The organism is Agromyces sp. NPDC058104 (assembly GCF_042884835.1).
In the GTDB taxonomy this organism is placed as follows: domain Bacteria; phylum Actinomycetota; class Actinomycetes; order Actinomycetales; family Microbacteriaceae; genus Agromyces.
Genome location: NZ_JBHVTD010000001.1, coordinates 1,271,257 through 1,294,045, shown reverse-complemented (window position 1 = coordinate 1,294,045; position 22,789 = coordinate 1,271,257). Strand labels below are relative to the sequence as shown.

At 73.0% G+C, this 22,789-nt stretch carries 25 protein-coding genes; 9 read left to right on the top strand and 16 right to left on the bottom strand.

Annotated features, from left to right (window positions below; all coding sequences use genetic code 11):
• Nucleotides 1-247 precede the first annotated feature (247 nt).
• Nucleotides 248-772 (top strand): hypothetical protein, encoded by a 525-nt coding sequence (locus tag ACFVTH_RS06140; RefSeq protein ID WP_387087803.1) that lies wholly within the window; start codon nucleotides 248-250, stop codon nucleotides 770-772.
• A gap of 97 nt (nucleotides 773-869) precedes the next feature.
• Here ACFVTH_RS06140 and ACFVTH_RS06135 read toward each other — a convergent pair whose 3' ends face one another.
• Nucleotides 870-1,370, bottom strand: coding sequence for a GNAT family N-acetyltransferase (locus tag ACFVTH_RS06135; RefSeq protein ID WP_387087800.1), 501 nt, complete (start codon nucleotides 1,368-1,370; stop codon nucleotides 870-872).
• 96 nt (nucleotides 1,371-1,466) lie between these two features.
• Here ACFVTH_RS06135 and ACFVTH_RS06130 point away from each other — a divergent pair, with 96 nt between their 5' ends.
• Nucleotides 1,467-2,231, top strand: a complete 765-nt coding sequence (locus tag ACFVTH_RS06130) for a DNA alkylation repair protein (protein WP_387087797.1) — start codon at nucleotides 1,467-1,469, stop codon at nucleotides 2,229-2,231.
• On the opposite strand, the gene ACFVTH_RS06125 is transcribed toward ACFVTH_RS06130, so the two are convergent.
• Nucleotides 2,213-2,926 carry an NAD(P)H-dependent oxidoreductase gene (locus tag ACFVTH_RS06125; protein ID WP_387087794.1) on the bottom strand — a complete coding sequence of 238 codons (714 nt, stop codon included), beginning with the start codon at nucleotides 2,924-2,926 and terminating at the stop codon, nucleotides 2,213-2,215. The two genes, ACFVTH_RS06130 and ACFVTH_RS06125, sit on opposite strands and share 19 nt — an antisense overlap.
• Entirely contained in the window at nucleotides 2,926-4,365 is a 1,440-nt protein-coding gene (locus ACFVTH_RS06120; RefSeq protein WP_387087790.1) for a DHA2 family efflux MFS transporter permease subunit, read from the bottom strand. Before ACFVTH_RS06120 ends, ACFVTH_RS06125 begins: the two co-directional genes overlap by 1 nt.
• Before the next feature lie 71 nt (nucleotides 4,366-4,436).
• On the opposite strand from ACFVTH_RS06120, the gene ACFVTH_RS06115 reads away from it, so the two are divergent.
• Both ACFVTH_RS06115 and ACFVTH_RS06110 read left to right on the top strand, forming a co-directional pair.
• Complete coding sequence (locus ACFVTH_RS06115) at nucleotides 4,437-5,057, top strand: TetR/AcrR family transcriptional regulator (RefSeq protein ID WP_387087787.1); 621 nt, start codon at nucleotides 4,437-4,439, stop codon at nucleotides 5,055-5,057.
• A 37-nt stretch (nucleotides 5,058-5,094) separates the two neighbouring features.
• Nucleotides 5,095-5,934, top strand: a complete 840-nt coding sequence (locus ACFVTH_RS06110; protein ID WP_387087785.1) for an SDR family oxidoreductase — start codon at nucleotides 5,095-5,097, stop codon at nucleotides 5,932-5,934.
• Here ACFVTH_RS06110 and ACFVTH_RS06105 read toward each other — a convergent pair.
• The 6 genes from ACFVTH_RS06105 to ACFVTH_RS06080 form a co-directional block, all read right to left on the bottom strand.
• A complete protein-coding gene (locus ACFVTH_RS06105; RefSeq protein ID WP_387087782.1) occupies nucleotides 5,898-6,041 on the bottom strand; it encodes a hypothetical protein in 144 nt (47 codons plus the stop codon). The genes ACFVTH_RS06110 and ACFVTH_RS06105 overlap by 37 nt on opposite strands.
• Nucleotides 6,042-6,143: 102 nt before the next feature.
• On the bottom strand, nucleotides 6,144-6,962 hold the full coding sequence (locus ACFVTH_RS06100; protein ID WP_387087779.1) for an alpha/beta fold hydrolase: 819 nt from the start codon (nucleotides 6,960-6,962) through the stop codon (nucleotides 6,144-6,146).
• Between the two features lie 76 nt (nucleotides 6,963-7,038).
• Nucleotides 7,039-7,479, bottom strand: a complete 441-nt coding sequence (locus ACFVTH_RS06095; RefSeq protein WP_387087776.1) for a hypothetical protein — start codon at nucleotides 7,477-7,479, stop codon at nucleotides 7,039-7,041.
• Nucleotides 7,480-7,559: 80 nt separating this feature from the next.
• Nucleotides 7,560-8,900, bottom strand: coding sequence for a serine/threonine-protein kinase (locus ACFVTH_RS06090; RefSeq protein WP_387087773.1), 1,341 nt, complete (start codon nucleotides 8,898-8,900; stop codon nucleotides 7,560-7,562).
• Between the two features lie 58 nt (nucleotides 8,901-8,958).
• Nucleotides 8,959-9,795 (bottom strand): exodeoxyribonuclease III, encoded by an 837-nt coding sequence (locus ACFVTH_RS06085; protein WP_387087770.1) that lies wholly within the window; start codon nucleotides 9,793-9,795, stop codon nucleotides 8,959-8,961.
• An 81-nt stretch (nucleotides 9,796-9,876) separates the two neighbouring features.
• Complete coding sequence (locus ACFVTH_RS06080) at nucleotides 9,877-10,392, bottom strand: DUF6328 family protein (RefSeq protein ID WP_387087767.1); 516 nt, start codon at nucleotides 10,390-10,392, stop codon at nucleotides 9,877-9,879.
• Nucleotides 10,393-10,499: 107 nt separating this feature from the next.
• Between ACFVTH_RS06080 and cofE the strand changes: the two genes are divergently transcribed.
• The 5 genes from cofE (at nucleotide 10,500) to fgd (ending at nucleotide 15,049) form a co-directional block, all read left to right on the top strand.
• Nucleotides 10,500-11,294: a coenzyme F420-0:L-glutamate ligase gene (gene cofE, locus ACFVTH_RS06075; RefSeq protein ID WP_387087764.1), complete on the top strand. Its 795-nt coding sequence runs from the start codon at nucleotides 10,500-10,502 to the stop codon at nucleotides 11,292-11,294.
• Nucleotides 11,295-11,360: 66 nt separating this feature from the next.
• A complete protein-coding gene (locus ACFVTH_RS06070; protein WP_387087760.1) occupies nucleotides 11,361-12,119 on the top strand; it encodes a GntR family transcriptional regulator in 759 nt (252 codons plus the stop codon).
• Nucleotides 12,120-12,261: 142 nt separating this feature from the next.
• Complete coding sequence (locus ACFVTH_RS06065; protein ID WP_387087757.1) at nucleotides 12,262-13,260, top strand: TIGR03557 family F420-dependent LLM class oxidoreductase; 999 nt, start codon at nucleotides 12,262-12,264, stop codon at nucleotides 13,258-13,260.
• Complete coding sequence (gene cofC, locus ACFVTH_RS06060) at nucleotides 13,257-14,024, top strand: 2-phospho-L-lactate guanylyltransferase (protein ID WP_387087754.1); 768 nt, start codon at nucleotides 13,257-13,259, stop codon at nucleotides 14,022-14,024. Before ACFVTH_RS06065 ends, cofC begins: the two co-directional genes overlap by 4 nt.
• Nucleotides 14,021-15,049, top strand: coding sequence for a glucose-6-phosphate dehydrogenase (coenzyme-F420) (gene fgd, locus ACFVTH_RS06055; RefSeq protein ID WP_387087751.1), 1,029 nt, complete (start codon nucleotides 14,021-14,023; stop codon nucleotides 15,047-15,049). The genes cofC and fgd overlap by 4 nt, the downstream gene beginning before the upstream one ends.
• A 55-nt stretch (nucleotides 15,050-15,104) precedes the next feature.
• Here fgd and ACFVTH_RS06050 read toward each other — a convergent pair whose 3' ends face one another.
• The 7 genes from ACFVTH_RS06050 to ACFVTH_RS06020 all read right to left on the bottom strand — a co-directional run bounded on the left by ACFVTH_RS06050 (nucleotide 15,105) and on the right by ACFVTH_RS06020 (nucleotide 22,555).
• Nucleotides 15,105-15,599, bottom strand: coding sequence for a hypothetical protein (locus ACFVTH_RS06050; protein WP_387087749.1), 495 nt, complete (start codon nucleotides 15,597-15,599; stop codon nucleotides 15,105-15,107).
• Between the two features lie 74 nt (nucleotides 15,600-15,673).
• Nucleotides 15,674-16,915: a hypothetical protein gene (locus ACFVTH_RS06045; protein ID WP_387087746.1), complete on the bottom strand. Its 1,242-nt coding sequence runs from the start codon at nucleotides 16,913-16,915 to the stop codon at nucleotides 15,674-15,676.
• A gap of 149 nt (nucleotides 16,916-17,064) precedes the next feature.
• Nucleotides 17,065-18,900 (bottom strand): gamma-glutamyltransferase, encoded by a 1,836-nt coding sequence (gene ggt, locus ACFVTH_RS06040; protein ID WP_387087744.1) that lies wholly within the window; start codon nucleotides 18,898-18,900, stop codon nucleotides 17,065-17,067.
• 85 nt (nucleotides 18,901-18,985) lie between these two features.
• On the bottom strand, nucleotides 18,986-19,465 hold the full coding sequence (locus tag ACFVTH_RS06035; protein ID WP_387087741.1) for a hypothetical protein: 480 nt from the start codon (nucleotides 19,463-19,465) through the stop codon (nucleotides 18,986-18,988).
• Between the two features lie 122 nt (nucleotides 19,466-19,587).
• Nucleotides 19,588-20,412: an ABC transporter ATP-binding protein gene (locus ACFVTH_RS06030; protein WP_387087738.1), complete on the bottom strand. Its 825-nt coding sequence runs from the start codon at nucleotides 20,410-20,412 to the stop codon at nucleotides 19,588-19,590.
• Nucleotides 20,409-21,536, bottom strand: a complete 1,128-nt coding sequence (locus ACFVTH_RS06025; protein ID WP_387087735.1) for a putative F420-0 ABC transporter permease subunit — start codon at nucleotides 21,534-21,536, stop codon at nucleotides 20,409-20,411. The genes ACFVTH_RS06030 and ACFVTH_RS06025 overlap by 4 nt, the downstream gene beginning before the upstream one ends.
• Entirely contained in the window at nucleotides 21,536-22,555 is a 1,020-nt protein-coding gene (locus ACFVTH_RS06020) for a putative F420-0 ABC transporter substrate-binding protein (RefSeq protein WP_387087732.1), read from the bottom strand. Before ACFVTH_RS06020 ends, ACFVTH_RS06025 begins: the two co-directional genes overlap by 1 nt.
• Nucleotides 22,556-22,789 lie beyond the last annotated feature (234 nt).

The following is a 22,789-nucleotide window of genomic DNA, read 5'->3' as shown; positions in this document are numbered from 1 at the left end:
GCGGGAATCTTGCGTTCGGCTTCGAAACCGCGCCGCAGATCGCGCATGATGCGCACGCCCCCGAATCGACTGGAAGCCGAGAATACCTCAGCGTATGCCCGGATGGCACTCCACGTCAGCCCGACCGCGCGGCGAGGCGGGCACCGAGGAGAACACCGGTGCCGGTCCCGATGACGCGCACCCGCGGCCGAACCTAATTTGAGGATTGTTCAAATCCCCGAGAACCCCACATGAACAGGAGAGGGCCATGAACACCAACAGGACCGGCGCCGCAGTGATCGGTGCCGTCGTACTCCTCGTCACGATCAGCGGCTGCGCCGGTGTGCAGTCCCAGCTCGAAGGCGGAGCCGGATCGGCGGCCGTGACCTCGCTGCAGTCGCAGCAGGACTCGGCTCGCAAGGAGGCCGCGCTCGAGCGCAGCCGGGCTCACTCGCCCGAGTTCTCGCCGCAGGGCACCACCCTGCAGGAGATCCTCCGCGAGGCCGAGCGCACCGAGCGCGTCGAGTCGGCCGCACGCTCTGCGAAGGTGCAGGAGCAGCTGCGAACCGTCAAGCAGGCCGAGTATGCGGCGCAGAAGGCCGCCCGCTCGAACTCGACGCAGGTCCAGGAGACCGTGCGAGCGACCAAGCAGGCCGAATCCGTCGACCCGTCGGCGGCCGAGGTCCAGGGTCAGCGCCTCGCCGAGTACGCCGAGCAGTTCAGTCAGTCGCAGGACGACGGCGACCCCACGCCGACGCCCCAGCCCCGGCCGATCTCACCGCGCAACCGATGATCACCACACGAGAGCGGGGTACGCCGAACGGCGGCCCCGCTCTCGATTCGCGTGCGCCGGGGGAGACGCGCACCCCGGGGCCGTCGGGGCGCGCGGTTCAGATGGACTTCGCCATGTGCAGCGACGCCGCCTCGAAGCCGAGGCTCTCGTAGAGCTCGATCGCCGGGACGTTGTAGGCGAACACGTTGAGGCCGAGCGTCGGCGACCCGTGTTCGCGCGCGACCCGTTCGGCGTGCCGCATCGCGGCGCGCCCGAGCCCGCGCCGGCGGAACGGCTCGCGGACGTGCACGTCCCACACCCACCACGCATCGCCGCCCTCGGCCCAGGGGCCGAGCCACAGCCAGCCCGCGTCCTCGCCGTCGATGACGATCGCGAGCAGCACGTGCTCGGGGTGCAGCACGCCGTCGGTGAAGAAGCGGTCGCGGGAGGCCTCCACCGCGGCCTCGGCCTGCTCGGGGGTGTCGCCGGCGCGCAGTCTCGACGCCTGGTAATACGCCATCGACTCGGGCAGCCACATCAGGAGGTCGTCGCCGGTGATCGGCACGAAGGCGAGGTCGCCCGTCGGCGAGGTCTCGGCGGTCGCGGTGTCGTCGGTCATCACCCCATGTTGGCGGATGTCCCGCGCCGACGCACGGGCGGATCTCGATCCCGTCCGGCGCGACCGCCGCGGGCGCCGCCCGGTAGTGTCACCGCCATGGGCCACCCCGAACTGCACGCCGCCGCCGACGTGCGGGCCGCGCTCGCCGCGGCGGCGGACCCCGCACGCGCCGGCGGTGCCGCCGCGTTCTTCAAGACCGGGCCGGGCGGCTACGCCGAGCGCGACGTCTTCATCGGGGTCGCAGTGCCGGCGACCCGGTCGATCGTGGGGCGCTCGCTCTCGCTGCCGCCGAGCGAGGTCGCCGAACTCGTCGCGAGCCCGATCCACGAGGAGCGCCTCGCGGGGCTGCTTGTCATGGTCGAGCGCTTCCGCCGCGCCGGTCGGGCGCGAACTCGCGACGACGCCATGCGGGCGGCCGAGCACGAGCGCTACCTCGACGCCGTGCGGGCCGGCCACGTCGACAACTGGGATCTCGTCGACGCGACCGCCGAGGTCCTGCTCGGCGAGGTGGTGTTCCCGTCCGCCCCGGTCGACGAGGTCGAACCGGCGATCGTCGCCGGGCTCGTGGCATCCGACTCGCTATGGTCTCGTCGCGTCGCCGTCATCTCGACCTTCGCCGCGATCAAGGCGGGTGACCCGCGCCCGGCGCTCGCGGTCGCCGAGCGGTTGCTCGACGACCCCGAGCCGCTGCTGCACAAGGCCGCCGGCTGGATGCTGCGCGAGGTCGGCAAGCGCGTCGACCGGGCCGCCCTCACGGGGTTCCTCGAGGAGCACGCGGCGCGCATGCCGCGCACGATGCTGAGCTACGCGACCGAGCACCTCGACCCGGCCGACCGGGCGCGCTACCGCGCGATGTGCTGAGCCGGCCCCCGTGCCGCCAAGGCCCCCGTGCGCCGCACCCGACGTCGTCGGCTGCGGGCGAGCCGCGCGGCATCCCGCTCGCCGAGCCGCTGCGCCGCGGCGAGCCATGCCGCCCGCCGTTCCGCGGTCGAGAACCGCACCGGCGTGAACCGCGAGATGCCGATCGTGCGGATCCCGCAGAAGGCGAGCGTCGCACGCGCGAGCGAGGTCTCGGCGGCGTTGCGGTACACGAGGCGGTTCCAGGCGAGCGGCGAGTCCATCGTCATCACGATGCGCGCGGTGCGGCCGCCGAGCAGGCGCGTCGAGACGTGCCCGCGCCCGTACGCGAACGCCGTGCCCGAGAGCATCACCCGGTCGAGGAACGCCTTCAGCACGGCGGGGTAGGTGCCCCACCACTGCGGGAAGAGGAACACGAGGTGCTCGGCCCACGCGACGTCGTCGACGAATCCGCGGACGGCCGGTTCGAGATGCCCCGTCTCGCCGCCCGGCGCCCGCAGCATCTCGCGACCGTCGGGGATCAGGGCGAACTCGCGCTCGGCGAGGTCGATGACCCGCACGTCGGGTTCGTCATCGGCCGAGCGAGCGCCGGCCGAGTGCACGCCGGCGAGGCGGACGCCCGCGACGTACCGCTCGGCGAGGGCGTGCGTGAAGCTGCCCCGGTGGGGATGGCCGATGATCACGAGGGTCCGCGCCATCAGTGCGCACCCGCCGCTTCCTGCGAGCGCCCCGCGGGCAGCAGCAGTGCGACGAGCGCCGAGCCGAACAGCACGGCCGCGCCCACGAGCACCGCGGGCTGCGCGCCCTCGACGTAGCCCGTCGGCGTGAGGGTGCCGCCCGCGCCGGTGAAGACGGCGGTCGACACGGCGATGCCGAGCGCGACGCCGACCTCGCGCAGCATCGAGTTCGTGCCGCTCGCCTTGGCATGATCGTCGGGCGCCATGCGAGCGAGCACCGCGGTCGACGACGGCGCGAACACGAGTCCCATGCCGACGCCCGCGAGGATGAACGGGGCCAGGTAGGCCGAGTACTCCGTGCCGGCATCGAGCAGGGGCGTGAGCCAGGCGAGTGCGGCGCCGAGCGCGAGGAGCCCGGCGACGATGAGCGCCCGCGTGCCGACCCGCGGCGCGATGAGGCCGGCGAGCGGAGCCACAATCATCGGGGCGAGCGTCCACGGCGAGGTCTGCACCGCGGCCTCGAGCGGCGACGCCCCCTGCACGAGCTGCAGGAACTGGATCAGGATGAAGATCGAGCCGAACGCGCCGAAGCTGAACCCGAAGCCGACGACGTTCGCGACGGTGAAGCTGCGATCGCGGAAGAGCCGGAGCGGCAGCAGCGGCGCACCCGTGCGCGACTCCCAGACGACGAACGCGATCAGGAGCACGCCGCCGCCGATGAGCCCGGCGAGCACCTCGGTGCTCGACCAGCCGGCGTCGTTGCCGCGCACGATGCCGTAGACGAGGGCGAGCAGGCCGAGCCCCGAGAGCAGCAGTCCGATCACGTCGGCGCGCAGGCGCGCACCGAAGCCGTTGCGGAGGACGGCGAGCGCGAGCGCGATCGACGCGAGCCCCACCGGGATGTTGATCCAGAAGATCGCCTGCCAGGCCCAGCCCTCGATGACCGCGCCGCCGACGAGCGGGCCCGTCGCGACACCGAGGCCGGCGACGCCGCCCCAGATGCCGATGGCGAGGGGCCGGCGGGCGAGCGGCACGGCGCCCGCGAGCAGCGTGAGCGAGAGCGGCATGATGGCGGCGGCACCGAAACCCTGGGCGGCGCGCGCCGCGATCAGCTGGCCGGGGTCGGCGGCGAGCGCGGCGAGGGCCGAGCTCGCGGTGAACACGGCGATGCCGACGAGGAACACGGTGCGCCGGCCGAAGCGGTCGCCGAGGGCGACCGCCATGAGGATCGTGCTCGCGAAGGCGAGCGTGTACGCGTTCATGAACCACTGCAGCTCTTCGACGGATGCCCCGAACTCCGTGTGCAGCACGGGCAGCGCGTTCGTCATGACGAGGTTGTCGAGCGTCGCCATGAACATCGGCAGTGCGGTGGCCAGGAGCACGAGCCAGAGCGGCGGGGTGCGGCGGGGCCCGCGCTCGGCGGCGCCCGCGGCGCCCGGTGCGGCGAGTGTGGTCGACATGACGATCTCCAGAGAAGTTGTAATCGGATGATTACTTCGTAAGTTAGTTATCCGCTGATAACATGTCAAGCATGTCGGCCGAAGAGATCATCGCACCGGCGACGGCGACCCGGATGAAGGCCGCCGATCGCCGCGAGCTCATCCTCGCCGCCGCGACGGCCGTGTTCGGGGCGAAGAGCTACGTCGGCACCACGACCGACGAGGTCGCGCGCGCCGCGGGCGTCAGCCAGCCGTACGTCGTGCGCCTCTTCGGCACGAAGGAGAAGCTCTTCATCGCGGTGGTCGAGCGCGCCTATGACCGGGTGATCGACGAGTTCCGGCGCGCGATGCCGGGGCCCGAGGAGACTCGGATCGATCGGATGGGCGCCGCGTACACCGCTCTGCTCGCCGAACGGGGCATGCTTCCCGTGATCGCGCACTCCACGGCACTCGGCGGCGAACCCGAGATCGGGCGCGTGGCTCGCGGAGGATTCAGTGCGATCTGGCGCTTCCTCCGCGAGGAGGCCGGGTTCGCCCCCGATGCAGCGCGTGAGTTCTTCGCGACCGGCATGCTCATCAACGCCGTCGTCGGGCTGCGCCTCACCGGCGCGTACGGCGACGAGGTCTCGGCGACCGAGGTGCTCGACACCTGCTTCCCGGGGGCCGTCGAGCAGGTGCGCACGCTCCTGCCCGGCGCCGACGAACCCTGGTGAGGCATCCGGGCTTCGCCCGGTGGGCGAGGATTGGACGATGACGAGAACGGTGCGCGGCGCGAGGGTGCTCATCACGGGAGCCGCCGGCGGCCTGGGGCGCGGATTCGCCGAGCGGGCGGTCGCCGAGGGCGCCGCCTCGGTCATCCTCTGGGACGTCGACGCGGCTGGACTCGCCCGCGCGGTCGACGAGCTGGGCGCCGTCTCGCGAGGCCGTACGAGGGTGCAGTCGTTCGTGGTCGACGTCGGCGACCTCGGTGCGATCGCGAAGACGGCGCAGCGGGTGCGCCGTGAGCTCGGCAACCCCGACGTCCTGATCAACAACGCGGGCATCGTCCGCGGCAACGGCTACTTCTGGCAGTCCGACAACGGCGAGGACACCCGCCCGACGATGCAGGTCAACGCGCTCGCCCCGATGTACGTCACGCGCGAGTTCCTCCCGGGCATGATCTCCAACGCGTTCCGTCCCGCCCGCATCGTCAACCTCGCCTCGGCCGCGGGAACCCTCGGCAATCCGCGCATGGCCGTGTACGCGGCATCCAAGGCGGCCCTCATCGCCTGGAGCGACTCGCTTCGCCTCGAACTCGAGCAGGCCGATCACCGGAACGTCGCGGTCACCACCGTCACGCCGAGCTACGTCGCGACCGGCATGTTCGCGGGTGCCCGCGGACCGGCCCTGGCTCCCGTGCTCGAGCCCGGGTACGTCGTCGACCGCGTCTGGGAGGCGATGCTCGCCGGGCGCCCGCTCGTCGAGCTGCCGGGCAGCGTGCGATTCTCGCGCGTGCTGCGCGCCCTGCTGCCGACGCGACTGTTCGACCGCGTCGTCGGCGACGGCCTCGGCGTCTACCGCTCGATGCAGCGGTTCACCGGGCGGCGCTGAACCCGGACGGGCTGCAGCGCACGGCGGCGCTGCGCCAGCAGGCCGAGCACGATCGGACCGGCGATGCCCGACAGGCAGAGCACCGAGAGCCAGAGTTCCGTGGTCATGCGACGACCGTAGCCCGGAAGCCTGAGCGCGCGCCCCGAAGACACCGACAGGATGCCCCGGGGTCGGCGACCCGGCTCAGAGCTCGTGTTCGGCGAGCCGGCTCAGAGCCCGTGTTCGGCGAGCCAGGCGAGCAGCAGCCGTGAGAACTCGCCTGGTCGCTCGACGCTCGGCAGGTGCGCCGTGCCGGCCAGCCGGTGCGCGGTCGCCGCGGGCAGCGATGCCGCGAGCGTCTCGAACTGCACGAGGAAGGGCGCCAGGTCGTGTTCGCCGACCAGCACGAGCGCCGGCGCCCCGATCTCGCCGAGTCGGCCGGCGGCCGCTGGTTCGAGCGGCCGCATGTCGCCGTCGTCGAGGGCGTGCGCGATGTTGGGCAGCGCGAGTTCGCGGGCGCGGGCGAGGAAGGCCGGATCGACCGCTTCGGCCCCACGCCCCGCCCCGATCGCGAAGAGGTCGGTCTCGAGCCGCAGCATCCCGGCCGCGTCGACGGCGGGATCGACCGACTCGACCTCGTCGAACCGCGCCTGCGTCGCGGCGTCGAGCGGCACCTCGTGGTGGCCGCCCACGCGTGCGGACACGGTGACGAGCCCCGCGACCCGGTCGGGCGCGTGGAGTGCGACGTCGATCGCGATCGCGCCCCCGCGGCTCGCCCCGATCACGGTGGCGCGTGCCACGCCGAGGTGGTCGAGCAGCGAGATGGCGTCGCGGTGGTTCCAGAACGGCGCGGACTCGTCGTGCCGGGTGCCGCCGAAGGCGCGCGGGTCGAAGCGCACGACGAAGCGGTCGGCGGAGAGCGTCTCGGCGTGCTCGTCCCACATGCGGAGGGTCGCGATGCCGGCGGGGATCAGCAGCAGGGCGGGCGCGGAGGCGGGGCCGGACGTCTCGTAGTAGAGCTCGGCTCCGGGCAGGTCGAGGTGGGGCACGTCACGAGACTACGCACTCTCGGCTTGCCGGCGACGACGCGACGTCGGGCCCTGCGCACCGGCGGGCGGAGCCGGCTCAGCCCTCGCCCTTCCCCTTGCCCTTGTCGCCGTCGTTGCGATTGCCGCCGCTATTGCCGGGGCCGCTGTTTTCGTCGTCACCGTCACCGTCACCGTCGTCGTCACCGTCGTCGTCTGCGGGGGCCTGCGTCGGAGTCGGGGTCGATGCCGGGTCGGTGCGCGCTTGCGCGGCCTCGAGGTCGGCGCGCACGAGCTCGATGGCGGTGCGGATCTCGGACTCCTGCGCGGCGGCGACCTCGCCCGCGGCGACCGCGTCGTCGACGTCGCGTTCGAGGAGGAGGAGCGCGGCGAGGGCGCCCGCGAAGTCCTCGTCGGCCGAGCGCTCGGCCACGCGCACGACCGACGCGTGCAGCGCGTCGGCGGTGCCGGTGCCGTCGTCGGTCGCGCAGCCGGCGAGTCCGAGCCCGGCTCCGAGGGCGATGACCGCGGCGAGTGCCATGGAGCGCAGGCGGCGCGATGCGGGGCGGAGCCGTGCTGGGGGGCACTGCGCGGGCGGGCGCTGTGCGCGGTGGCCGGTCATCATCGCACCGCCTCGTCGAGTTGTCGCAGGTGTTCGCCGAGCGGATCGAGCTCGGCGGGGATCGAGGGCAGCGGTGCGGGCTCGGACCCGCTGTCGGTGACCGCGGTGATCGCGGCGTGCGCCCCCAGGACCACGGCGACCGCCGCGATCGCGAGCAGCACGACCAGCAGCGGGCCTCGGGAGGCGGGGGTCGTGCGACGAGCACGGCGCCTCGTGGCCGGGGCGGGGCCCGATGGCGCGGTCGCCGGGGGATCGGAGTCGGGCGTGCCGATCGGTGCTCCGTCGGCGGGGAGGACCCGGGTGGGCGCGGTGGGCTCGCGATCGGGCAGCACGCCGAATGGGGCGGTCGCTCCGAGCGCAGCCGTCGAGTCGCCGGAGTGAGGAGCCGTGGGCGCAGGGTCGTTCACCGCGATGAGCGACGGCGTCGGCGAGGCCGAGGCCGAAGCGGGGGCCGACGGCGCTGCCGAGGCCGGCGACGAGCCCTCCGGCGCCGTTGCGAGCGCGGCGGCGGCGACCGCGACCTCGAGCGCCGTCGGCCGTACACCGGGCTCCCGCGCCGTCATCCGGGTGAGCAGCTCGGCCCAGGCCGCACCGAGCTCGTCGGGGATCTCGGGATCGTTCACCAGCCGCGCGCTCGCGGCCTCGACGGCCGGGCCCGGGAAGGCTCGCCGCCCCGTGCGCGCCTCGAGCACGAGCAGTCCGAGCGAGTAGACGTCGGCCGCGCTGCCGGGGGCGACGCCGCTCACCTGTTCGGGGCTGAGGTAGCCGGGAGTCCCGACCAGCAGCCCGGTCCGGGTGATCCTCGCGTCGTCGATCAGCCGCGCGATGCCGAAGTCGGCGAGCTTCGCGTTCCAGCGCCGGCTCGGCAGGTGCGCGGGCTCGAGCAGCACGTTCGCCGGCTTCACGTCGCGGTGCACGATGCCGCGCGAGTGGATGACGTGGAGCGCCTCGCCGACATCGGCGAGCAGCCCGGCCGCGTCGGCGGCGTCCAGCGGGCCGTGCTGCAGTGCGACACGGAGGTCGTGCCCCTCGACGAGCTCCATCACGAGGTACTCGCGGTCGCTGTCGGCGTCGCGCGCGGCGTCGTAGAGGCGCACGAGCGCCCGGTGCTCGACGCTCGCGAGCAGCGCGATCTCGGAGGCGCGCCGGCCCGCGTCGTCGATGCCCTCGGCGGCCTCGCTGAACACCTTCACCGCGACCGGCCGGCCGAGCGACTCGTCGAATCCGCGATACACGCTCGCCATGCCGCCGCGCCCGATGAGCGCGTCGAGTCGGTAGCGCCCGCCGAGAGTCCGACCGGTGGTCGGCTCGGTGCGATCGCGATCGGAGATGCTCGTCACCCCTCAGAGGGTAGTCCGCCGGGCTGGGATCGAGCCGGGGGTTGCGTCGCCGCCCGACTCAGAAGATCATGGGCCGGTCGTCGTCGTCGCCGAGGGCGAGTTCGACGAGCACCGGCACGTGGTCGCTCGGGGCGTCGCCCTTGCGCTCGTCGCGGTGGATCGACGCCGAGGTGACGGCCTCCGCGAACGCGGCCGATCCGAGGATGAAGTCGATGCGCATGCCCTCGTTGCGGGGGAAGCGCAGCTGCTTGTAGTCCCAGTAGGTGTAGAGCCCCTCGGGCACCCGGGCGCGCACGACGTCGGTGACGCCGGCGTTCTCGAGGGCGAAGAACGCGGCGCGCTCCTCGGGGGAGACGTGCGTGGTCTGCCCGACCACCACGGTCGGGTCGCCGTTGTCGATGTCGAGCGGGGCGACGTTGAAGTCGCCCATGAGGGCGAACGGGCGCTCGGGGTGCGCCGTCGTCTCGGCCCGGGCGTAGTCGGTGAGCGCGGCGTACCAGTCGAGCTTGTAGTGGAGGTGCGGGTCGCCGAGGGAACGGCCGTTCGGCACGTACAGGCTCCACACGCGCACGCCGTCGACGGTCGCACCGATCGCACGGGCCTCCTTCGGGAGGTCGGGGCCGTCATGGCCCTTCAGGAACCCCGGCATGTTCGGGAACTCGGTCTCGACCTCGGTGATCGGCGCCCGGCTCGCGATCGCGACGCCGTTCCACTGGTTCAGCCCGTGGATCGCGAGCTCGTAGCCGGCCTCCTCGAAGGCCTCGTGCGGGAACTGCTCGGGCTTGCACTTGATCTCCTGCATGGCCAGCACGTCGACGTCTTCGCGCACCATCCAGTCGACGACGCGGCCGACGCGGGTGCGGATCGAGTTGACGTTCCAAGTGGCGATGCGCATGGGATCCAGCGTAGGTCAGGCGGACGACACCCCGAGCACGGCGGCGGAGGTCCGGCGGTCGGCCGCGAGGCATCCGTCCGATCAGCGGTTGCGCCGTGCGATCGCCGGCACGACGATCCACACGGCGAGCACGACGGCGAGGGCGACCCCGAGCGCGATGTAGCCCGCCGTGCGGCCGACGGCGACGTCGAAGATGAGGCTCGTCACTCCGGCCGCGAGCAGGGAGACGACCACCAGGAGTCCGAAGAGCATGCGATTCGCGATGTGCACGAGGCGGTCCTTCTGCTGCCGCCCGAACAGCTGCCGGTGCAGGATGACGGGGGCGAAGCCCAGCACGGTGGCGAGTCCCGCGAGCGACACGAGCACGAGGTAGAGGCCCAGCTCGTAGGCGTCGAGCTCGGTGAAACGTGGCTGGAACGCCGCGGCGAGCAGGAAGCCGGTGATGATCTGCGTGCCGGTCTGCACCGCGCGGAGCTCCTGCAGGATGTCGCCCCAGTTGCGGTCGAGGCGTTCGGTGCGGGTCTCGTCGCGACCGTCCCTGCGGTCGTCGGCATCGGCGTCGGCCGGCATGTCCTGCGGGGCTGGGTCGGTGGCCATACGCGATCGTACCGCCGCTCCCTGCGCCGCCCCGGGGGCTTGCGCACCCGCCGCACACCCGTCGTAGCTGCCAGAATGGAGCCCGTCGTGTTCAACAGGGGAGCATCATGGCCGCAGGATTCAGTGTCGTAGGCGTCGAGGGCCTGCCCGAGATCTCGACCGGGGACGATCTCGCCGCGATCATCGCGGGCGCCGCGGAGTTCGTCGACGGCGACATCCTCGTCGTGACCTCGAAGATCGTCTCGAAGGCCGAGGGGCGCGTGGTCCGGGCATCCGATCGCGAGGACGCGATCACCGCCGAGACGGTGCGCGTCATCGCGACGCGCGAGTACGAGGGCGGCGTCACGCGCATCGTCGAGAACCGGCAGGGCATCGTCGGTGCCGCCGCCGGGGTGGATGCCTCGAACGCTCCCGAGGGCACCGTGCTCCTGCTGCCCGTCGACCCCGACGCCTCGGCGCGCGACCTCGCGACCGGGCTGCGCGCCCTGACGGGCGTGCGGGTCGGCGTGATCCTCTCCGACACGCTCGGCCGCCCGTGGCGCGAGGGGCAGACCGACATCGCGATCGGCGCGGCCGGGGTGCACGTCTTCGACGACCTCCGCGGCGGGGTGGATGCCTCGGGCAAGCCCCTCTCGGTGACGATGCCGTGCGTGGCCGACGAGATCGCCGGAGCGGGTGAGCTCGTGAAGGGCAAGTCGTCGGGCGTGCCGCTCGCGATCGTCCGCGGGCTCGGCCGCTACGTCGGCGATCTCGACCTGCCGGGTGCGCGGTCGATCCAGCGACCGAGCGAGCGCGACCTGTTCCGCCAGGGCGCCGACGAGGCCTACGACGACGGCTATCGCGCCGGGTTCGACGAGGCGCAGGCCGAGGGGCCGCTGCGGGAGACCAGCGACTTCGAGTAGCCGCGCTTCGATTTTTGGATCCAGAATGCGTGCCACGAGCGGGGTTTGACGGTACATTCGGGTGCCATGAGCGAACAGATCGCCGAGGGCGCGCGCCGCGCATCCGTCGGGTCAGGGTTGAACTCCGACGCGCTGCAGCAGCTGGCGGGCAAGCACCAGACCGGGTATCGCTCGGTCGGCGTGATGGTCTACGACATCCTGAAGGACGCCATCCTCACCGGCACCCTGCCGCCCGGGCAGAAACTGCGCCAGGAGACCCTGGCCGAGTCGATCGGCGTCTCGCGACTGCCGGTGCGTTCTGCCCTCATCCAGCTCGAGGCCGACGGGCTCGTCGAGTTCCATGAGCGTCGCGGTGCCGTCGTGAAGTCGCTCTCGGCAGACCAGGCGCGCGAGGTCTACGACATCCGCACGCTGCTCGAAGTCGAGGCGCTGCGCCTCTCGATGGCCGAGATGACCGCCGAGCGCGTCGCCCGGCTGCGCGAACTGGGTCGCACGGCCGACGCCGAGGAGGAGGGCGCCGACTTCGTCGACGCCCGCACCGAGTTCTACGCCGAGCTCTACGGCGCCGCGCACCGCCCGGTGCTGTGGGAGATGATCGAGCAGCTGCGGCTCAAGGTCGGCCGCTACGTGCTGGGCTGGCGCCTCGTGGACGGGGCCGAGCACGGCCACTCCCACGAGCAGCTCGTCTCCGCCGTCGAGGGCGGCGACGTCGAGCATGCGACCGGCGTGCTGCGGTCGCACCTCGAGCGGGTGCGCGACGGGGTGCTCGAACTCCTCGTCGAGGCGGAGGCGGCCGGGTCCGCGGGGTCGGCGTCGCGCGGCTGACGCCCGAGGCATCCGCCCTCGATCACCGGAGCACCGCGGTCTGCTTGCGTTTTGGATCCAGTATCCGAAATAATGTGAAGGCGGCGCCGCGGCTCGATTCCGTCGAGGTGACGGCGCCCCGCCGAGCAGGGAGGATGGAGGAGTGTCAGTGCACATCGGTTACGCCGCGATGCTCGAGCAGTTCCCTCCCGCCGAGGCGGTGGCGCTCGCCGCGCTCGCCGAGCAGCACGGCTTCACCGGGGTCATGGCGACCGACCACTTCCAGCCGTGGACGCCCCGCCTCGGGCAGGCGTCGCACGTCTGGAGCGTGCTCGGCGCCCTCGCCGAGCGCACGCGGGGCGACTTCGGTCCGGGCGTGACCACGCCGACCTTCCGCACCCACCCCGCGGTGGTCGCCCAGGCGAGCGCGACCCTCGCCTCGATGTACCCGGGGCGGCACTGGCTCGGCATCGGCTCGGGCGAAGCGGTCAACGAGCACGTCGTCGGCCAGTACTGGCCCGAGGCGCCCGACCGCATCAACCGCATGTTCGAGGCCGTCGAGCTCATCAAGAAGCTCTTCGCCGCCTCGATCGCGGGGCGCGACGTGCGTCATTCGGGGCCGAGCTTCAAGCTCGAGACCACCCGCCTGTGGACGATGCCGGCCGTCGCCCCCGAGGTCTACGTCGCCACCGCCGGCCCCGTGACCGCGCGCCGCGCCGGCCGAGTCGCCGACGGCCTCATCACGACGAGCGGCCCGGCCGAACGCCTCGACGCGCTGCTCGCCCGCTTCGCCGACGGTGCGCGTGACGGCGGCCGCGACGTGCGGCGCATGCCGAAGATCCTCCAGCTGCACCTCTCGTGGGCCGCGACCGACGAGGAGGCCATGCGCAACGCGCTCACCGAGTGGCCGATCGCGGGCATGCGGTTCGGGCGGAGCGACATCCGTTCGCCGTTCGAGTTCGAGCAGCTCGCCCGCACCGTGCGCCCCGAGGACTTCGACGGCCGCATGGTCGTCTCGGCCGACCCCGACCGGCACCGCGCCGAGATCCAGCGGCACCTCGACCTCGGCTTCGACCGCATCTACCTGCACAACGTCGGCCGCAACCAGGCCGAGTGGATCGAGGTCTTCGGTCGAGAGGTGCTGCCGGGGCTGCGCGCATGACGGGCGGCGCCGGGGCGATCGGCTGGACCCTCGTCGTGCCGGTGAAGGCGTTCTCCGCGGCGAAGACCCGTCTCGGCCCGGCCGTGCCCGCCGAGGCCCGCGCCGCCCTCGCCCGGGCGTTCGCCCTCGACACGATCACCGCGGCGCGCGCCGCGCGCGGCGTCGAGCGCGTGATCGTCGTCACCGGCGAGGTCGACCTCGGTTCGCCGCTGCCGGCCGGCGTCGAGCTCGTGCGCGAAGCCCCGGGCGTGGGCGACGGCCCCGGCGGCCTCACCGCAGCGATCGACGACGGCATCCGCGTCGCCCGTGCCGGCGGCCTCGTGCCCGTCGCGGTGCTGCTCGGCGACCTGCCCTCGCTCCGCACGAGCGAGCTCGAGTTCGCGCTCGAGGCCGCGTCGCGGCATCCGCTCGCCTTCATCGCCGACGCCGACGGCACCGGCACGACGCTCGCGACCGCCGCCGAGGGGGCGCCGATGCGCCCGGCCTTCGGCGAGCAGTCGGCAGCCCGGCACCGCGAGGCGGGCTTCGCCGACCTCGCGGGCGATGCGCCCTTCGCCAGCCTCCGTCGCGACGTCGACACGATCGAGGCGCTCGAACAGTCGCTGCGACTCGGCGTCGGCGCGCGCACCGCCGAGACCGTCGCCGCCCTGGCCGATGGCGCGCTGCCGCACACGGCCTTCAGCCCGTCGAGCCCGCAGAACCCGTCGAACTCGCAGAACCCGCCGACTCACCCCACCGACCCTCGAAGAAGGAGCCACCCATGACCCTCACCCTCGGATACAAGGCCAGCGCCGAGCAGTTCGACCCGCGCGAGCTCGTCGAGATCGCCGTCGCCGCCGAAGGCCACGGCATGGAGTCGGTGTTCACGAGCGACCACTTCCAGCCGTGGCGCCACACCGGCGGGCACGCGCCGTTCTCGCTCGCGTGGATGGCCGCGGTCGGCGAGCGCACCTCGACCGTGAAGATCGGCACGAGCGTCATGACGCCGACCTTCCGCTACAACCCCGCCGTGCTCGCGCAGGCGTTCGCCTCGCTCGGCGTGCTCTACCCCGACCGCATCATCGCGGGCTTCGGCTCGGGCGAGGCGCTCAACGAGATCGCGACCGGATTCCAGGGCGCGGGCGAGCAGGAGTGGCCCGAGTTCCGCGAGCGCTACGCGCGCCTGCGCGAGTCGGTGCGACTCATGCGCGCGCTCTGGAAGGACGAGGGCCAGGTCAGCTTCGACGGCGAGTACTACTCGACGCACGACGCCTCGATCTACGACCGCCCGGATGTCGCGGTGCCGGTCTACATCGCCGCCGGCGGGCCGCAGGTGGCGAAGTACGCCGGCCGCGCCGGCGACGGCTTCATCTGCACTTCGGGCAAGGGCGCCGAGCTCTACGCCGACCAGCTCATGCCGGCGGTCAAGGAGGGCCTCGCCGCCCGCGACGACGGCCGCACCTTCGACGAGTACGACCGCATGATCGAGATCAAGCTCTCGTACGAGGAGGACCTCGACACCGCCCTCGACAACACCCGGTTCTGGTCGCCGCTCTCGCTCTCGAAGGAGCAGAAGCACGACATCACCGACCCGGTCGAGATGGAGCGCGCCGCCGACGCCCTGCCGATCGAGCAGATCGCGAAGCGCTGGATCGTCGGCACCGACCCCGACGCGGTCGTCGAGCAGATCGGCCAGTACATGGACTGGGGCTTCAACCACCTCGTGTTCCACGCGCCGGGGCATGACCAGCGCCGGTTCCTCGAGCTGTTCGAGCGCGACCTCGCGCCGCGGCTGCGGGCGCGCGGGTAGTACGGGGCGGCGCGGGCCCGCTGTGTCGGGCGGGCCCGCGGCGGCGGTCGGCCGCTCAGTCGACCTTGAGCCTCTTCGGCTTGAAGGTGGGTCGGACTGGTTCGGTCGACCCGACTCCGGCCCGGCGAAGCCGCACGGCGGAGTTGAGATAGAGGAAGGCGATGAGGCCGGTCTCGACAACGCTGACGATCGACACCACGAGCGGGAGCGCGCCCGAGTCGTAGAGGCCGGCCGCCGCGAGCGCCGAGCCGAGGAGGTCGAGTGCCAGGAGGATCGCGAAGAGGATGCCGAGGCGTCGTGAGAGCGTCGGCCGCGCGGTCATCTGCCACCACGGTCTCGCCGGTTCGACGGCTTCGCCTCGACCGCGGAAGATCCGCGCAGCGTACAGGAACAAGCCGACTCGGACCAGGGCCCCGATGACGAACCCGAGTTCGTAGGCGCCGAGGGCCAAGCCGAGCTGGGCAGGCATCGTGCCGATCACGTAGGCCGCGACCACATAGACGAGCTTCCAGCCCCAGCGGGGGATCCTGAGGTCGAGAAGTCGGCGCATCGTTGCTCCCGTCGGGTTCGGTCGAGCAACGATAGCGCCTCGCGGCGCCGCCGAGATGCAGCCGCGGTCGCCCGTCAGCCGACGTGCGCGGTGGCGCGCCGCCTCCGCGTGGCCGCCGACGCGGCGAGTGCCGTCGCGCCGCCCATGAGCAGTGCGAGACCGGCCATGAGCGCGCCGCCCTCGAAGCCGCTCTCGGCGAGCTCATCGCCGGAGCCAGAGCCGGCCGGAGCGGCGGGCTCCGACGGCGACGGCGGAGGCGTCGGCGTCGCGGCCGTGAAGGTCACGTCGGCCGCAGCGAGCTCGACGCCCTGCGCCGACACTGCCACCCGGCTCGTGCCGTGCGGCACCGCGACCTCGACCGCGTCGGAGGCACCTGCCGGCACCTCCACCTCGATCGATTCGACCGAGCCGTCGGGCGCGGTCGTCGTGATGGTGAACACGACGCTGTCGGCGGCGACCGCCGAGGCGTCGAGCGTCACGATGGCCGTGCCGCCCGTGTCCGTCGCGGCGCCGGGCGCGACTGCTGCGGTGGAGTTGAGATCTGCGGCGACCTCGAAGTCGAAGGCGAACTCGTCGGTGGTGCCGTTGCGCACCATCACGTCGTCTGCGAACGATCGCCCGTCGGCGGCGACGCCGCTGCCGAGGCCGAGCTGGATGACGCCCCATCCGCCGTCGGGGTACTCGGCGGCGAACTCGGCGAGTGTGCAGCGGGTGGCCTGGACGCAGAAGCCCGAGGAGGTGTTCGTCTGCCAGACGAGTGAGTCGGCGTCGAGCACCCACTCCTGCCATTCGCCCGCCACGGCGGGCGACTGCTGGTTCGACCGCGGCTCGAAATTGAGCGTGGTGAAGCCGACGAGGCGATCCTGCGGCAGCGGGGCGGAGGGGTCGAGCAGCTGATAGCCGACCAACTGCAGCGCGGGGAGGCTGTCGCCCGGGTTCGTCGCGGTGAACGTGAACGTCGAGAACGAACCGCTGAGGCCGTCCCACGGCATGAAGGTCTCGGCAGGGTTGTCGCTGAACCCGGGTGCGCTGAACACCCGGGCGCGGTCGCTCGTCGAGGCGACGCCGAGCTCGAGGCTGCCCCGCCCGGCAGGTGGCGTCGCGGGCCCCTCGACGAATTGCTGCGTCGCCCCTGCCGTCGCGTCAGGCTGCACCGCCCAGCCCGTGCCCGCGAGTGCGGCGGCCTCGTCGAACGCCGTCACGACGGTCGGCGGCGAGCCAGGCACCGCGAGCACCACACCCAGGCCGAGCGCAGCCGCGCCGGCGAAACCCCTGATGATCGACCACATAGCTGCCCCCCAGTAGCTCCCGGTCACACGCGCCACACCTTACGACCGCCCCGCCGGGTCCGCAAGGGCGCCGCCACCTTCGGGGGGTGCTCGCGAACGCCCGCAACCGCGCGCGAACTCACGATCACGCGTGAGCGTTCGCGACGACGCGCAAGCGCTCGCTCGCGCATCCTCCGTCAGTCGGCGGGCTCGACCACCAGACCGGTGCCGCCGCCGCGCCGCACCGGCTCGGCCACCGCGGTCATGAGCCCGTCGGCGTCGACCTCGATCGCGGCCACGGCGCCGATCTCGGCCGAGGTCGAGAAGGTGTGCCCGTACGGAACGAGCGCCGCCTCGTACGCCGCTCGGAACCCCGGCTCGGCCGCGACCGCCGCGGTGTTGCGCTGCGATGCCCGCGGTGCGGCGACCGCCTCGGGCAGGGTCATGCCGAGGTCGATGCGGTTCACGAGCACCTGCGTCACCGTCGTGATGATCATCGAGCCGCCGGGCGAGCCGACGACGAATCGCACGTCGCCGTCGTCGAGCACGATCGTGGGCGACATCGAGGAACGCGGGCGCTTGCCCGGCTCGACGATGTTCGGGTCGGCCGGGTTCGGCACGAAGCTGAAGTCGGTGAGCTCGTTGTTGAGCAGGAACCCGCGCCCCGGCACCGTCATGCCCGAGCCGCCGGTCTGCTCGATCGTGAGCGTGTACGCCACCGCGTTGCCCCATCGGTCGACGACCGAGAGGTGCGTCGTCGAGATGTTCTCGGTGTCGGCACGCTCGGCGGCCGCGGCCGTCTCGCACCCGGACGCCGAGAGCGGTGCGGGAGGAACGGGCTTCGCCGACGCGGCCTCGGGGTCGATCACGCAAGCCCGCGCGTCGGCGAACTCCTGGCTGAGCAGGGTCTCGGTCGGCACGTCGACGAACGCCGGGTCGCCGAGGTACGCGTTGCGGTCGGCGAAGGCGTGCGCGGTCGCCTCGAGGTAGAGGTGCAGCGCCTGCACCGGGTCGGCGCCGGCGAGGTCGAAGTTCTCGAGGATGTTGAGCGACTCGCCCACAGTGGTTCCGCCCGACGACGAGGGCGCCATGCCGTAGACGTCGAGGCCGCGGTACTCGATGTGCGTCGGATCCTGCTCGAGCACCTCGTAGTCGGCCAGGTCGTCGGCCGTGAGGTACCCCGGGTAGGCCGGCAGGGTCGCATCGGCGTCGACGATCGGCTCCTGCGCGACCGCGGCGATCTCATCGGCGATGGGCCCCTCGTAGAACACCTCGGTGCCGCCGAGCGCGATCTGCCGCATGGTGCGCGCGAGGTCGAGGTTCTTGAAGACCTTTCCGACCTTCGGGGCGTCGCCGCCCGGGAGGAAGAGCTCGGCCGTGTCGGGGAACGCCGCGAAGCGCGCCTGGTTGGCGAGCGTCTGGTCGCGGAACGTCTGGTCGACGACGAAGCCCTTGGTCGCGAGCAGGATCGCCGGCTGGAGCGCGTCGCGCAGCGACGTCGTGCCGAACTCGTCGAGCGCGGCCTCCCACGTCGCGAGCGTGCCGGGCGTGCCGACCGAGAGGCCCGACGACACGGCGTCGGCGAACGCGTAGGGTGCGCCCGTCGCGGGATCGATGAACGCGTCGCTCGGCATCGCGGCGGGCGCGGTCTCGCGGCCGTCGATCGTGGTCGTCTCGCCGCTCTCGGCGTCGAAGTACACGAGGTAGCCGCCGCCGCCGATGCCGGCGCTGTACGGCTCGGTCACGCCGAGGGCGGCGGCGGTCGCGACGGCGGCGTCGACGGCGTTGCCGCCGTCGCGCAGCACCTCGAGGCCGACGGCGCTGGCCGAGGCATCCACCGAGGAGACCGCGCCCCCGAAGCCGGTCGAGGTCGACGGCGCGGGTGGCGCCGGGCGTCCCGTTGCGGCCGAGCCGGCCGCCGTGCTTCCTGCCGATGCGGCCGTCGGCGCGGCGAACGCCGCGAGCGAGACGGCGGCGACGATGGCGATGATGCTGCGACCCGCGCTGACGCGGCCCCGCTCGACGTTGACCATGGAGACCCCCCGAAGTGGTGACACCTGCCCGTTCGGTGCTCACCGTAGACCCGGGTGGGGTGCGCGGCAACCCCTTGCGCAGCGCTCAGTGCAGGCCGGGCCGGTTCACGCTCGACGGGATCGCGCAGAAGTCGTAGTAGAAACGGGTCGGCGCGTCTGGGTCGGTGACGTCGACGATGACGGATGCCCCGGAGTGGGGCAGTTCGTCGCCCGCGAGCGTCCACACCGTGAAGTGCCACACGCCGCGCACCGCGTCGTCGAGCAGGTGCTCGCCGTCGGCGACGAGCACGGTGTCGTCGCCCTCCGCGCCCGGGAGTGCGCCCGCGCGGAACGGGTCGATCAGCCCGGTGCGCAGCTGCGATTCGTCGACCGCGCCGAGGCTGCGACGCACGACGCTCGAGCCGCGCGCAGCGATCGCCGCGGCGAGCTCGTCGGCGAGGCGGGCGGATGCCACGGGGTCGGCCCCCTCGACGGCCACGAGACGCCGCCCGCGGCGGGCGTTGTGCAGGAACTCCTCGGCCACCCACTCGATCGTCGGCTGCGGCCCGGTCTGGATCGGACTCATGTCTCGAGGCTACGCCCGGCGCAGGGCCGGCGCGCCGCCACGTCCTCGGAGATCGCCACGATCTCGGGCGAAGCGCGGTGATCCGATCCGACGTCGTGGTGATCTCCGAAGTTCTGGCGAGGTCAGGCGCGGGTGGAGGCCCCGGCGGCCTGCGCCGACTCGCGCGACGAGGTGCCCGGCGCCGCGACCGCGATGAGCGGCCTCCCCGTCAGCGGGTGCTCGACGACCTCCGCGCGCACCCCGTAGACGTGCTCGACGAGCGACGCGGTGAGCACTTCGCGCGGGTCGCCCGCGGCGACCACGCGCCCGGCGGCGAGCACGATCACGTGGTCGGCGTACGCGGCCGCGTGCGAGAGGTCGTGCAGCGCGGCGACGACCGTGAGCCCGTCGCGGGCGAGGCCCGAGAGCAGTTCGAGCGCCGTGAGCTGGGCGGCGAGGTCGAGGTGGTTCGTGGGCTCGTCGACGAGCAGCAGCTCGGGCTCCTGCGCGAGCGCGCGGGCGAGGGTGACGCGCTGGCGCTCGCCGCCCGAGAGCGAGCCGATCGGGCGCGGCGCGAACTCGAGCGCGCCGACCGCGGCGAGCGAGTGCTCGGCCACCGCGCGGTCGTGGTCGCCGGCGGCGGCGAAGGCCCCGAGGTGCGGCGTGCGCCCGATGAGCACCGCGGCGAGCACGCTGAGCTGCGGGTCGACCTCGGCCTGCTGCTCGGCGAGGGCGACCAGGCGGGCGCGCTCGCGGCGCCGCATCCGGGCGATCGATCGGCCGTCGAGGTCGAGCTCGCCGGCGTCGGCGCGCTCGATCGCGGCGACCAGGTGCAGCAGCGTCGACTTGCCCGCGCCGTTCGGGCCGACGAGGGCGGTCAGTCCGCCGCCCGGCAGGGTCGCGTCGACGCCGTCGATGATCGTGCGGCCGGCACGGTCGAACCGCACCCGGGAGAGGTCGAGGCTCATGCGAGGCTCCTTCTGCGCAGCAGCAGCCAGGCGAACACCGGGCCGCCGATGAGGGCGGTGAGGATGCCGACGGGCAGCTCGCGCGGGTCGAACAGCGTGCGGGCGCCCGTGTCGGCCCAGACGAGGAAGACGGCGCCGGCGAGCGCCGACAGCGGCAGCAGTGCGCGGTGGCCCGGGCCGGTCACGAGTCGCACGGCATGCGGCAGCACGAGCCCGACGAAGCCGATCGACCCGCTCACCGCGACGAGCGCTCCGGTGAGCAGCGCGGTGCCGCCGAGCAGCAGCACGCGGCTGCGGGCGACGTTCACCCCGAGGGCCGCGGCGCCCGACTCGCCGACCGCGAAGGCGTCGAGGGTGCGGGCGCTCGCGAGCAGCGGCATCCCGACGACGAGGAGCGCCCCGCCCGCGATCGCGACCGACAGCCAGTCGGTGCCCGAGAGCGAGCCGAGCAGCCAATTGAGGATCTCGCGGTAGCTGTCGTTCGTCGCGCTCCAGAAGATCACGAGGCTCGTGATCGCGCCGAACACGCTCGACACGGCGATGCCCGCGAGCACGGTCGCCGTCGGCGAGAGGCGGGCCCCGCTCGTGCCGGCGGCCCCGCCCGCCCGGCTCGCACCGAGCGCGAGCCCGAGGGTGGCGAGCAGCGCGACGATCGCGCCGGTGAATGCCGCGAGCGGCAGCACGAGCGCCCAGCCGAGCACCAGCACGACGACCGCCCCGACCGAGGCGCCGGACGAGAGGCCGAGCAGGTACGGATCGGCGAGCGGGTTGCGGGTGACGGCCTGCAGCACCGCGCCGCACAGCGCGAGGCCCGCGCCGACCGCGGCGGCGGTGAGCACCCGGGGCATGCGCAGCTGCCAGACGATGCCGTCGCGGAGCGGCGAGAGCGTCGGCTCCCCGAATCCGAGGTGCGCGGCGACGCTCGCGAGCACGTCGGCGGGGGAGAGCGCCGCGGGGCCGATGGTGACGGCGATGACGATCGAGACCGCGAGCACCGCGGTGAGGCCGATGCCCCAGAGCAGCACGCGCGCCGAACCCGCCGGGCGAGGAGCAGTGGGAGCACGGTCTCCAGACGCGTCCTCCTGCGTCGGGCGCTCCTCGAGCAGCGGGTTCTCGGCGGACATCAGCCCTCCAGCGCGTCCAGCTGCTCGACGATCGAGGCGACGGCGTCGACGTTGCGCACGCCCGCCTCGGTCGAGGGGAAGTCGACGATCACGTAGCGCTCGCCCTGCACGGCGGGCAGTGCGGCGGTAGCGGGGTTCGACGAGAGGGCGGCGATCTTCGCGTCGGCGGTATTCCACGGCGCATCCACCAGCACGATCACGTCGGGGTCCGCCTCGACGACGGCCTCCCAGGACATCGCCGTCCAGGTGTCGTGCACGTCGGCGGCGACGTTGTCGAGCCCCGCGGCATCCATGATCATCTGCGGTGCGCCGATGCCGGCGCCCACGAACGGCTGGTCGTCGCCCGACGAGTACCAGAGCGCGGTGAGCCCGTCCTGCGAGGGCGAGATCGCCTCGAGCGCCGCGCGCTGCGACGCGACGAGCTCGGCGGCACGGTCGGGCACGCCGAAGATCGCGCCGGCCTCCTCGAACTCGCGGAACACCTCGTCGAAGGTCAGCGGGTCGGGCATGTAGCCCTCGCCCTTGCAGGCGGCCGGCGCGACGTAGCTCGCGACGCCGAGCGCGGCGAGCGAGTCGCGCTCGCCTGCGCCCTCGGCCGAGAGGTTCGACTCCCAGCCGGCGTAGATCAGGTCGGGCTCGACGGCGAGCGTCGCCTCCTGCGAGGGCACCTTGTCGCTCAGCACCTCGAGGCCGGCGGCGTCGTCGGCGTACTGCTCGGGCACGGGGCCGTCGGCGAACGCGGTGCCGACGATCGTGTCCTCGAGGCCGAGCGCGAGCATGAGCTCGAGGGTCGACGACTTGACGGTGACGACGCGCTCGGGGGCCGCGTCGAAGGTCACCTCCGTACCGCAGTTGTCGATCGTGAGCGGGTAGGCGGATGCCTCGGCGCCGGCGCCGTTCGCGGGGGAGGCGGCGGGGTCGGCGCCCGCGGTGCTCGCGCAGCCGGCGAGCAGGGCGACGGCGGCGGTGGCGCCGAGGGCGGCGACGGCGAGCAGGGGTCGGGTGGCGTGGGTGCGCATGGGCAGAGTTCCTCCGGGGATGGGTGCAGGGTGCAACTCCGACGAGGTCGGCGACTCGCGGCCCAATCCCGGGCCACCACGAACCGGGCAGATCGAGCCCGGTGGTCGTCGCCAGCATAACGCCGGAGCGAGTTTCGAATCAATACTGGATTCTGGATCCAAAATGAGTGATGATGGCCTCGCGGGCCCGGATCGAGTGATTCGAAGCGGGTCGGGGCGATGGTTCGCCCGCCG

Excerpts from the sequence above, each read along its gene's own strand:
- ACFVTH_RS06025 (WP_387087735.1), bottom strand. The coding sequence starts at position 21,536 with ATGTCCGCCGAGAACCCGCTGCTCGAGGAGCGCCCGACGCAGGAGGAC.
- ACFVTH_RS06120 (WP_387087790.1), bottom strand. The coding sequence starts at position 4,365 with ATGTCGACCACACTCGCCGCACCGGGCGCCGCGGGCGCCGCCGAGCGC.
- ACFVTH_RS06035 (WP_387087741.1), bottom strand. The coding sequence starts at position 19,465 with ATGAGTCCGATCCAGACCGGGCCGCAGCCGACGATCGAGTGGGTGGCC.
- ACFVTH_RS06050 (WP_387087749.1), bottom strand. The coding sequence starts at position 15,599 with ATGCGCCGACTTCTCGACCTCAGGATCCCCCGCTGGGGCTGGAAGCTC.
- ACFVTH_RS06030 (WP_387087738.1), bottom strand. The coding sequence starts at position 20,412 with ATGAGCCTCGACCTCTCCCGGGTGCGGTTCGACCGTGCCGGCCGCACG.
- ACFVTH_RS06135 (WP_387087800.1), bottom strand. The coding sequence starts at position 1,370 with ATGACCGACGACACCGCGACCGCCGAGACCTCGCCGACGGGCGACCTC.
- ACFVTH_RS06110 (WP_387087785.1), top strand. The coding sequence starts at position 5,095 with ATGACGAGAACGGTGCGCGGCGCGAGGGTGCTCATCACGGGAGCCGCC.
- ACFVTH_RS06125 (WP_387087794.1), bottom strand. The coding sequence starts at position 2,926 with ATGGCGCGGACCCTCGTGATCATCGGCCATCCCCACCGGGGCAGCTTC.
- ACFVTH_RS06070 (WP_387087760.1), top strand. The coding sequence starts at position 11,361 with ATGAGCGAACAGATCGCCGAGGGCGCGCGCCGCGCATCCGTCGGGTCA.
- fgd (WP_387087751.1), top strand. The coding sequence starts at position 14,021 with ATGACCCTCACCCTCGGATACAAGGCCAGCGCCGAGCAGTTCGACCCG.
- ACFVTH_RS06140 (WP_387087803.1), top strand. The coding sequence starts at position 248 with ATGAACACCAACAGGACCGGCGCCGCAGTGATCGGTGCCGTCGTACTC.
- cofE (WP_387087764.1), top strand. The coding sequence starts at position 10,500 with ATGGCCGCAGGATTCAGTGTCGTAGGCGTCGAGGGCCTGCCCGAGATC.
- ACFVTH_RS06085 (WP_387087770.1), bottom strand. The coding sequence starts at position 9,795 with ATGCGCATCGCCACTTGGAACGTCAACTCGATCCGCACCCGCGTCGGC.
- ACFVTH_RS06095 (WP_387087776.1), bottom strand. The coding sequence starts at position 7,479 with ATGGCACTCGCCGCGGTCATCGCCCTCGGAGCCGGGCTCGGACTCGCC.
- ggt (WP_387087744.1), bottom strand. The coding sequence starts at position 18,900 with ATGGTCAACGTCGAGCGGGGCCGCGTCAGCGCGGGTCGCAGCATCATC.
- ACFVTH_RS06115 (WP_387087787.1), top strand. The coding sequence starts at position 4,437 with ATGTCGGCCGAAGAGATCATCGCACCGGCGACGGCGACCCGGATGAAG.
- cofC (WP_387087754.1), top strand. The coding sequence starts at position 13,257 with ATGACGGGCGGCGCCGGGGCGATCGGCTGGACCCTCGTCGTGCCGGTG.
- ACFVTH_RS06020 (WP_387087732.1), bottom strand. The coding sequence starts at position 22,555 with ATGCGCACCCACGCCACCCGACCCCTGCTCGCCGTCGCCGCCCTCGGC.
- ACFVTH_RS06080 (WP_387087767.1), bottom strand. The coding sequence starts at position 10,392 with ATGGCCACCGACCCAGCCCCGCAGGACATGCCGGCCGACGCCGATGCC.
- ACFVTH_RS06105 (WP_387087782.1), bottom strand. The coding sequence starts at position 6,041 with ATGACCACGGAACTCTGGCTCTCGGTGCTCTGCCTGTCGGGCATCGCC.
- ACFVTH_RS06130 (WP_387087797.1), top strand. The coding sequence starts at position 1,467 with ATGGGCCACCCCGAACTGCACGCCGCCGCCGACGTGCGGGCCGCGCTC.